General features: G+C 59.0%; 4 protein-coding genes. 1 reads left to right on the top strand and 3 read right to left on the bottom strand.

The window, feature by feature from the left end; genetic code table 11:
- A partial coding sequence (locus tag MITSMUL_RS12460; RefSeq protein WP_005843141.1) for a Rop family plasmid primer RNA-binding protein occupies positions 1–204 on the bottom strand: 204 nt, incomplete at its 3' end.
- Positions 205–274: 70 nt separating this feature from the next.
- Complete coding sequence (locus MITSMUL_RS13225; RefSeq protein WP_003660253.1) at positions 275–538, bottom strand: site-specific integrase; 264 nt, start codon at positions 536–538, stop codon at positions 275–277.
- 87 nt (positions 539–625) lie between these two features.
- Between MITSMUL_RS13225 and MITSMUL_RS13190 the strand changes: the two genes are divergently transcribed.
- Entirely contained in the window at positions 626–754 is a 129-nt protein-coding gene (locus MITSMUL_RS13190; RefSeq protein ID WP_001260374.1) for a type VI secretion protein, read from the top strand.
- A 55-nt stretch (positions 755–809) separates the two neighbouring features.
- On the opposite strand, the gene tet(C) is transcribed toward MITSMUL_RS13190, so the two are convergent.
- Positions 810–1967 (bottom strand): tetracycline efflux MFS transporter Tet(C) (tet(C), locus tag MITSMUL_RS11945; protein ID WP_005843105.1); only part of this gene is annotated, 1158 nt, incomplete at its 5' end.

The raw sequence follows: 1967 nt of genomic DNA, 5'->3' as shown, positions 1-1967 counted from the left end.
ACCGAAACGCGCGAGGCAGCTGCGGTAAAGCTCATCAGCGTGGTCGTGAAGCGATTCACAGATGTCTGCCTGTTCATCCGCGTCCAGCTCGTTGAGTTTCTCCAGAAGCGTTAATGTCTGGCTTCTGATAAAGCGGGCCATGTTAAGGGCGGTTTTTTCCTGTTTGGTCACTGATGCCTCCGTGTAAGGGGGATTTCTGTTCATGGGGGTAATGATACCGATGAAACGAGAGAGGATGCTCACGATACGGGTTACTGATGATGAACATGCCCGGTTACTGGAACGTTGTGAGGGTAAACAACTGGCGGTATGGATGCGGCGGGACCAGAGAAAAATCACTCAGGGTCAATGCCAGCGCTTCGTTAATACAGATGTAGGTGTTCCACAGGGTAGCCAGCAGCATCCTGCGATGCAGATCCGGAACATAATGGTGCAGGGCGCTGACTTCCGCGTTTCCAGACTTTACGAAACACGGAAACCGAAGACCATTCATGTTGTTGCTCAGGTCGCAGACGTTTTGCAGCAGCAGTCGCTTCACGTTCGCTCGCGTATCGGTGATTCATTCTGCTAACCAGTAAGGCAACCCCGCCAGCCTAGCCGGGTCCTCAACGACAGGAGCACGATCATGCGCACCCGTGGCCAGGACCCAACGCTGCCCGAGATGCGCCGCGTGCGGCTGCTGGAGATGGCGGACGCGATGGATATGTTCTGCCAAGGGTTGGTTTGCGCATTCACAGTTCTCCGCAAGAATTGATTGGCTCCAATTCTTGGAGTGGTGAATCCGTTAGCGAGGTGCCGCCGGCTTCCATTCAGGTCGAGGTGGCCCGGCTCCATGCACCGCGACGCAACGCGGGGAGGCAGACAAGGTATAGGGCGGCGCCTACAATCCATGCCAACCCGTTCCATGTGCTCGCCGAGGCGGCATAAATCGCCGTGACGATCAGCGGTCCAATGATCGAAGTTAGGCTGGTAAGAGCCGCGAGCGATCCTTGAAGCTGTCCCTGATGGTCGTCATCTACCTGCCTGGACAGCATGGCCTGCAACGCGGGCATCCCGATGCCGCCGGAAGCGAGAAGAATCATAATGGGGAAGGCCATCCAGCCTCGCGTCGCGAACGCCAGCAAGACGTAGCCCAGCGCGTCGGCCGCCATGCCGGCGATAATGGCCTGCTTCTCGCCGAAACGTTTGGTGGCGGGACCAGTGACGAAGGCTTGAGCGAGGGCGTGCAAGATTCCGAATACCGCAAGCGACAGGCCGATCATCGTCGCGCTCCAGCGAAAGCGGTCCTCGCCGAAAATGACCCAGAGCGCTGCCGGCACCTGTCCTACGAGTTGCATGATAAGGAAGACAGTCATAAGTGCGGCGACGATAGTCATGCCCCGCGCCCACCGGAAGGAGCTGACTGGGTTGAAGGCTCTCAAGGGCATCGGTCGACGCTCTCCCTTATGCGACTCCTGCATTAGGAAGCAGCCCAGTAGTAGGTTGAGGCCGTTGAGCACCGCCGCCGCAAGGAATGGTGCATGCAAGGAGATGGCGCCCAACAGTCCCCCGGCCACGGGGCCTGCCACCATACCCACGCCGAAACAAGCGCTCATGAGCCCGAAGTGGCGAGCCCGATCTTCCCCATCGGTGATGTCGGCGATATAGGCGCCAGCAACCGCACCTGTGGCGCCGGTGATGCCGGCCACGATGCGTCCGGCGTAGAGGATCCACAGGACGGGTGTGGTCGCCATGATCGCGTAGTCGATAGTGGCTCCAAGTAGCGAAGCGAGCAGGACTGGGCGGCGGCCAAAGCGGTCGGACAGTGCTCCGAGAACGGGTGCGCATAGAAATTGCATCAACGCATATAGCGCTAGCAGCACGCCATAGTGACTGGCGATGCTGTCGGAATGGACGATATCCCGCAAGAGGCCCGGCAGTACCGGCATAACCAAGCCTATGCCTACAGCATCCAGGGTGACGGTGCC

Origin of the sequence: Mitsuokella multacida DSM 20544 (assembly GCF_000155955.1) — a bacterium.
GTDB classification, from domain to species: Bacteria; Bacillota; Negativicutes; order Selenomonadales; family Selenomonadaceae; genus Mitsuokella; species Mitsuokella multacida.
This window is presented reverse-complemented; position numbering and strand designations above follow the sequence as displayed.